We start from the raw sequence: 7,139 nt of genomic DNA, 5'->3' as shown, positions 1-7,139 counted from the left end.
TTGTTCTCGAACGCGAACCACTCGCCGCCGACCCGGCCGATGCCGATCGGATCGATCGTTCCGGCCACCGGCTGCATCTCGCCATCCTTCAGTTCGTCGACTGCACAGGCACGCACCGTGTTCGGGTTCATCAGAAAAAGATGCTCAGGTTGTTGGCCAGCAGGGTGCCCTGGTCGAGCGTGATGTCGCGGCGGGCGATCTTCCAGCGCGAGCCGTCGTCGCTCGGCCGCAGGCGATCGCTGCGGCTGCCGACGAAAATATCGACCTGCCGTTCGAGACGCGAGCGATAGAGCAGGAAACAGCACTCCACGTCCCATTCACCGGCAACATCGGCGGGCTTGATATAGACGTTGCTGACGCAGTGGCGCGTGCGTGACGGCGGCATTTCCGCCCAGCCCTTGCCGGTTTCCAGACGCTTGATACGCTGGCCCAGGGTCACGGCGTTGTCGTCGAAGTAGTTCGCCACCGGCCCGGTCGGCGGCGGCGCGCCGACCGCCTGCTCGTGATAGTTGGTCGTCACCGGCATGCGGTAGCTGGCATCCGGCGTGAACAGCGCCAGCCAGGCCCGGTACTCGTGGCGATCGAGCAGCGCCGCTTCCTCGTACAGGAAACGTTCGATATCGAGCTGCAGTTCGGGCGTGATCGCAGTGCTCATCAACGCACCTCCGGCTGGTGGGCAGCGGCCAGTTCGGCATGGCTTTCGCCGGCCATCATCCGCGCCCAGCGGGTGTAGAAGCCGCGCGCGGCGGCTTCAGAAAACACGTAGCTGAGCTTGCCCGGGAAGCGGGCATCGCTCTGCTCGTTGCCGATGCCCATCTGCAGATTGAACGGCTGGCGGCGGGACTTCGTGCCGCGCAATACGCGCTGCACTTCGATCCAGTTCTCGCCATCGTCCTGCTCGAACATGCCGCCGGGGCTGAAGCTGCGGGTGATGCCCTGGCCCCATTGATCCTTGACCGCCTGCGGTGCGTCGGCATCGACCACGGCCAGCGCCCAGACCTCGATCTCGTTCGGCCCGCGCGGATGCCAGACCCGCAGGGTGTTGATGCCGGGCAGGAAGGAGCAGGTCGGGAAGATGGTCATGTGCGCGCCATTGACTGCATGGGTGCGGGTGGCGCCGAGGCGCTCGGCGACACGAGGACGCGACGCCATCAGGTACTCCGCCACCGCCGGCCCAACGATCGCCGCCAGCAACTGGCCCTGATCATCGGCCGTATGGAACCCGGTGCCGTGACCGGCGCTCTCCGAACGCCACTGCAGGCCTTCCGTCGGCCACTGCACGGCCTCGGGCGGCACGCCGGCCGGCATCACCGCGAGGATCGCGGACATGTGCGATAGCGGTGCGTGATACATGTCGCTGCAAAACTGCTCGGACGCGAACTTCCAGTTGCAGGGAATCACCCACTTGTGGACACCGCCCCAGATCTCGGTGCCGGCATCGGAGCGATCGAACATCGCATCCATGTAGAACTTCGCATCGCCCAGTGACTCGTCGAGCGACGGCACCTCGGCATCCCAGCAGCCGAAGATCAGGCCCTTGTATTCCTCGACTCTCGGCACCCGCACCGCGCCCCAATCGGCCTTGACCAGCTTGCTGCAGTAACCGTTCTTCTCCATCGGCACATTGACCAGCTTGCCGGACGAGTCATAGCTCCAGCCGTGATACGAGCAGGTGAAGAACTTGGTGTTGCCGTGATCGAGCCGCGCCAGGCGCATGCCGCGATGACGGCACTGGTTCAGGAAGGCGACGACGCTGCCATCCTTCTGCCGCGACACGATCACCGGGTCTTCGCCCATGTAGGTCGTGAAGTAGTCGCCGGCTTTCGGAATCTGACTTCGATGCGCGAGGAACAGCCAGCTGCGGCCGAACACCTGTTCGAGCTCGATCTGGTACAGCGACTCGTCGCAGTAGACTCGCGGGTCCAGCGTGCCGGTCTCGACGTCGACCAGCTTGCGGATATCGTCCGCGCTCCAGCCGCGCCGGCTGTCTTCGGGTGTAGCGCCATCTCTCGCCATGATCGTGCTTCCTCGTTCCATTTCGGGAGGGATCCGGTCAGGACACCTTGCAACGGCCGGATCGACAACAGTCATCTGCCTTGCTTCTCGCGCTACAGGCATTCGCCTGTACTGGATGCTTTCGCGCCGCGGCGCGTCTGCAGGCCCCGGTTGTACTTGCTGGCCAGGCGCCGCCAGACCAGGGTGTAGCCATCGCCTTCGTAGAGATTCTCGGCGCTCCGGTAAGGCTGCCCTTCCATGCCCTGTTCGACGCCGAGATTGGCAACCAGATCGGTCGCGTTGAAATCGTCGAAACCCAGAGGCTTCCACTTGTTGATCACTTCGTCGTGAAAGGCGGCCTTCTCGGCGGCATCGGTGGTCGGCTTCGACCAGGCGATGAAGTAGCGATGCTGCTTTTCATTGACCGGCACGTACCATTCGTAATGCGCCATGCCGAGCACCGGCCAGGGCGCCACCTTCAGCACACCGGGCAGCCAGATCGAGCCCTCGATCGAACCGTAGGCGAGATGCGCCATGTCGTTGGGCGGAATCTTCGAGGCCATGCGGCCTTTCTCGCCGTCGCACTCGAACTCGAACTCGAACACCGGCTCGGCCTTGCCGAGTGCATCGATCAGGCCCTTGGGACCATCGCCGGTGCGCTCCTCGATCTCATGGAAACTGTCGCCGTGCCTGATCCGGTTGGCGATCGGGAACGGCCGGTCGAGCGCGGCGAGGAAGGCGTCGTCCTTGTGGATGAAGATGTGGTTCGGATCGAAGCCGGAATCGGCCGCCAGCCGCCAGTTGCAGTCGCTGAGCACATCGACCGCCGGCACCGTGTACCAGTCCGGATCGAGGAAGCCGGGCGGCACGTCGTCATCGAGTGGCGGCGGCGGGCTGATATCGCCGACGAAGGTGAACACCATGCCGTTCACTTCGCGGATCGGATACGCGTGCAGCGCGCGCTTGCCGATCAGGCGTGAATCCGGTGCGCTCGGGATCGCCACCAGTTCGCCATTGCGCAAGTTGTAGGTGAACGCATGCAGCCAGCAGGTGATGCTGTTCTTGGTGAAGCATTCAGGCTTGGTCGAGAACTTGAAGCCGCGATGCAGGCAGCGATCCGCCACCGCGTAGACCAGGCCATCGACGCGCTTGAACAGGATGTCTTCGCCAAGCAGGGTGCGGGCGACGATCTGCTCTTCGGCTATCTCGGTCGACAGCATTGCCGGATACCAGTGATTGCGGAAACCAAGCACGGCGTCGTCGTACTTGCCTGGGGTCAAAGTCGGGGCTATCTGCTCTCCATCCATTTCCTTGCTCCTCGGCAGTCAACGTGAAGATCGTTGTTATGGGTCTTGCTGCCTGATCCGGTGGCTCAATGCGCGGGCGACTTGTGTCCCCAGTCGCTGAGTTGCGAATAGGTCCGCACTTCCCAGGTATGGTCATCGACGATCAGGCCACCGCTGCCGAACTCGATCGCGAAGCCCGAGGGGCTGACGCAGTAGAACGAGAACATGCCGTCGTTCGGGTGATGGCCCAGGCCCATCATGATCGGCACCCCGGCGGCGATGCAGCGATCGTGGGCGAGACCGACGTCATTGAAGTCGCTGACCTCGATCATCACGTGATGGATACGTTTCGGAAATGGAATCTGCGCCGTCGCGAAGGAGTGGTGGCGGCCGGTCTCGGTGTGGAAGAAGGTGCCATCGAATGGAATCGTCCCCATCGGCGTTTCCAGCGGTGCGCGAATGTGATCACTGACTTTCAGACCCAGCGCATCCTCGTGGAACGCGATGGTCGTGGCGTAGTCCTTCGCGGCACTCACGTAATGGCCGACACCCAGCTCACCGGTCACGAACCGGCCGAGCAGCACCTTCGAGCGGAACGGCCGCGACGCAGGCGCATACGCCGGGCCATAGAAGAACTCGTGCTGCATGCCATCGGGATCGACGCAGGCATAAGCGCGCTCGACTCGGCGCGAGGCGAGCAGCGCCGCATCGCAGCGCTCGGCGCGGATGCCGCGTTTGCCCAGTTGCTGCACGAAGGTTTCCAGCGCGTCGGCGGTGTCGAACTTCCAGCCAGCCGCCACCATGTCGTCATCAACTCCTTGGGCGATCAGGATGCGTTGCTCGTATTCGTCCATGCGCAGCGCCAGCGTACGGCCACTGTCGCGGCGCTCGGCGTGCAGGCCGAGAATGTCGACCGCAAAGGACTCCCATGCATCCAGATTGCTGGCGCTCACGCAGACGTAGCCCAGCGTCGAAATCGCGGCCATTCGCTTGTCTCCTCTCTCTCGCATCAACTGTCTTGTCCATCCGCATCGCGGCTGGCCGGGACGTTCTTTGCATCCCGATGGTTGGAACATAAGGCGCAACGGCTGTGCCAGCACCCACATGGGTCACGACAATGTCCGCACAGCGCTGAAAACATTGCAGTTGTCGCTGCTGTCGAGAAATGGAGCGAGGATCGGGATGTCGAGAAGCGTTCAGCAAATTCGGAATTCAGCAACGGCATGGTTCATCATTTGATGAATCACTGCCGTGTCATGTCCGGAGCCTGACCATGCCCATCCGCCCGCGATCCGTTGCGTCCCGGCCACCGAAGCCCGCCGCAGGCAAGCGCACGACGCCATCGGCCGCCGTTCGCCCCTCGGGGCTGCATTTCCCGAACATCCGCGATATCGCCTCGCACCTGCACTTCAGTCCTGATCGTGGCCGCATCTGGCTCGATGATCGCCGCATGGTGCTGCTGCACGCCGAAGCCTTCCACAGCTTGCGCAAGGAGTTGGTGGCGCTGGTCGGCGTGGAAGCGGCGCGCGGCCTGGTCACCCGCATGGGCTATGTCGCCGGCTGCCGCGATGCCGAGTTCGCCAAGCGCGCACGGCCGAAGGCGACCAGCTTCGATGCCTTTTCGGTGGGCCCGCAGCTGCATGCCTTGAAAGGCATGGCCGAGATCGAACTGCTCAAGTTCAGGATGGATATCGGTGCCGGCATCCTCTACAGCGAATTCCTGTTCAAGGATTCCTTCGAGGACGAGGCTCAGCCGCCGGCGGCGCCGTTCGGCGAACAGAGCGCCTGCTGGATGCTGGCGGGCTATGCCTCCGGCTATGCGAGTACCTTCATGGGCAAGCGCATCCTGGTACGAGAGATCGAGTGCCGCGCCAACGGCCACGCGCAGTGTCGGGCGATTGCCAAGCCGGTCGAAGACTGGGCCGATCCGGAGCTCGACCTTCCCTACCTGCAGCCGCTGCCTGCCGAATCATCGGCGCGCAGCCCCGGCCGACCCCGCCGCACACCGCGTCCGCAGCCGAGCATTACCACCACCGCGCTCGCGCGCGGCGACGGCAGCGGACCGGTTGGCGGCTCGGCAGCGTTCAGCACCATCCTGCATCAGATCAACCGGGTCGCCGCCACGCGCGCCACCGTGCTGCTGCTCGGCGAAAGCGGTGTCGGCAAAAGCCTGTTTGCCCGCGAAGTACATGACCGCAGCCCGCGCCGCGCCAAACCCTTCGTCGCGGTGAACTGCGCAGCGATCCCCGAGGAGCTGATCGAATCCGAACTGTTCGGCGTCGAACGCGGTGCCTATACCGGTGCCAGCCTGTCGCGCGCGGGCCGCTTCGAGCTGGCCGATGGCGGCACGCTGTTCCTCGACGAGATCGCCACCCTGAGCCCGACCGCTCAGGGCAAGCTGCTGCGCGTGCTGCAGAGCGGCGAGTTCGAGCGACTCGGCAGCACCACGATGCGCAAGGTCGATGTGCGGGTGATCGCGGCAACCAATGCCGACCTGCAGGATGCGATTCGCCGCACGCGCTTTCGTGAAGACCTGTATTTCCGCCTGCACGTGTTTCCGATCGTCATTCCGCCGCTGCGCGAGCGGCGCGACGACATCCCGCTGCTGGTCGGCCACTACCTCGCCAAGTTCTCGAAGCTGCACGAGCGCCATCTGTCCGGCATCACGCCGCCCGCCCTCGCTGCCCTGCTCGCGCATGACTGGCCGGGCAATGTCCGTGAGCTGGAAAACGTGCTGGAGCGTGCCGTGATCCTCTCCGACGAGGGCCAGGCACTAGAACGCTCGCAACTGTTCGCAGCGCGAGCCTCCGAGCACGGCCGCGACATGATGGAACTGGGTGGCGATGGCGAGCTGATACCGACCGATATCGATGACGACAGCCGCGAGCAGCGCCTGGTCGATGACTTCGCGGCCCGGCTGATCGACAGCCCGGCGGTCAGCCTGCCGGCTGCGCAGGACCGCGTGATCCTCGCCGCCTGGAAGAAGACCGGCCGCAACGTATCCGCCGCCGCGAAGCTGCTCGGTATCAGCCGCGCCCAGCTCGATTACCGCTTGAAGAAGCTGCAGCAAGGCGCGACGCCCTCGAAGGCGCCGGTCTCGAAAATCAAACGCAAGACAACAACGAGGAGAACGAAGAAATGACTTGGCTGAATGACAACGTGGCACTGATCACCGGTGGCGGCTCGGGCCTTGGCCGGGCGCTGGTCGAACGCTTCATCAACGAAGGCGCCAAGGTCGGGGTGCTGGAGCGCAACGCCGACAGCGCCGCCGCGCTGGAACGCGACTTCGGCGATGCCGTGGTCACCACCGTCGGCGATGTCGGCCGCTATGCCGACAACGTCAGCGCCGTCGAGCGCACGCTCGCCCGTTTCGGCCGTCTCGACACCCTCATCGCCAATGCCGCGGTATTCGATTTCTTCCAGCCGCTGGTCCAGTACGAGGGCGACACGCTGGACCGCGCCTTCGACGAGCTGTTCTCGGTCAACGTCAAGGGTGGCCTGCTCGGCGCACGCGCCGCGTTGCCGGCGCTGGTGCAGAGTCGCGGCAGCATCATCTTCACGCTATCCAACGCGGCGTTCTATCCGGCCGGCGGTGGCCCGCTGTACACCTCGGCCAAGCACGCGCTGGTCGGCGTCGTGAAGCAGCTGGCCTACGAGCTGGCGCCGAAAGTGCGGGTCAATGGCGTGGCTCCGGGCGGCATGCGCACCCGCCTTGGCGGCCTTGCCAGCAATGGCACTGCAGGCATGGACGTGTCACAGGTCGAAGGCTTCGAGCAGCTGGTGATCGGCGTCACCCCGCTGCGGATCTGCCCGCAGCCGGCTGACTACTGCGGCCCCTACGTGCTGCTGGCCTCGCGC

At 64.6% G+C, this 7,139-nt stretch carries 6 protein-coding genes; 2 read left to right on the top strand and 4 right to left on the bottom strand.

Features of this window, described 5'->3' with window-relative positions; all coding sequences use genetic code 11:
- Positions 1 to 130: 130 nt before the first annotated feature.
- The 4 genes from QZY06_RS14540 to QZY06_RS14525 all read right to left on the bottom strand — a co-directional run bounded on the left by QZY06_RS14540 (position 131) and on the right by QZY06_RS14525 (position 4,267).
- A complete protein-coding gene (locus QZY06_RS14540) occupies positions 131 to 655 on the bottom strand; it encodes a 3-phenylpropionate/cinnamic acid dioxygenase subunit beta (protein ID WP_295685791.1) in 525 nt (174 codons plus the stop codon).
- On the bottom strand, positions 655 to 2,037 hold the full coding sequence (locus QZY06_RS14535; RefSeq protein ID WP_295685790.1) for an aromatic ring-hydroxylating dioxygenase subunit alpha: 1,383 nt from the start codon (positions 2,035 to 2,037) through the stop codon (positions 655 to 657). The genes QZY06_RS14540 and QZY06_RS14535 overlap by 1 nt, the downstream gene beginning before the upstream one ends.
- A 71-nt stretch (positions 2,038 to 2,108) precedes the next feature.
- Positions 2,109 to 3,302 (bottom strand): Rieske 2Fe-2S domain-containing protein, encoded by a 1,194-nt coding sequence (locus tag QZY06_RS14530; RefSeq protein ID WP_295685789.1) that lies wholly within the window; start codon positions 3,300 to 3,302, stop codon positions 2,109 to 2,111.
- Positions 3,303 to 3,367: 65 nt separating this feature from the next.
- A complete protein-coding gene (locus QZY06_RS14525; RefSeq protein ID WP_295685788.1) occupies positions 3,368 to 4,267 on the bottom strand; it encodes a VOC family protein in 900 nt (299 codons plus the stop codon).
- Positions 4,268 to 4,554: 287 nt separating this feature from the next.
- On the opposite strand from QZY06_RS14525, the gene QZY06_RS14520 reads away from it, so the two are divergent.
- Both QZY06_RS14520 and hcaB read left to right on the top strand, forming a co-directional pair.
- Complete coding sequence (locus QZY06_RS14520; RefSeq protein WP_295685787.1) at positions 4,555 to 6,423, top strand: sigma-54-dependent Fis family transcriptional regulator; 1,869 nt, start codon at positions 4,555 to 4,557, stop codon at positions 6,421 to 6,423.
- Positions 6,420 to 7,139, top strand: a 720-nt coding sequence (gene hcaB / locus QZY06_RS14515; protein ID WP_295685785.1) for a 3-(cis-5,6-dihydroxycyclohexa-1,3-dien-1-yl)propanoate dehydrogenase, incomplete at its 3' end; no start/stop codon positions are given. The genes QZY06_RS14520 and hcaB, both read left to right, overlap by 4 nt.

Origin of the sequence: uncultured Nevskia sp. (assembly GCF_903885465.1) — a bacterium.
Taxonomy (GTDB): Bacteria; Pseudomonadota; Gammaproteobacteria; order Nevskiales; family Nevskiaceae; genus Nevskia.
The sequence above is the reverse complement of the archived record's forward strand: the minus strand, read 5'-3'. Positions and strand labels throughout refer to the sequence as shown.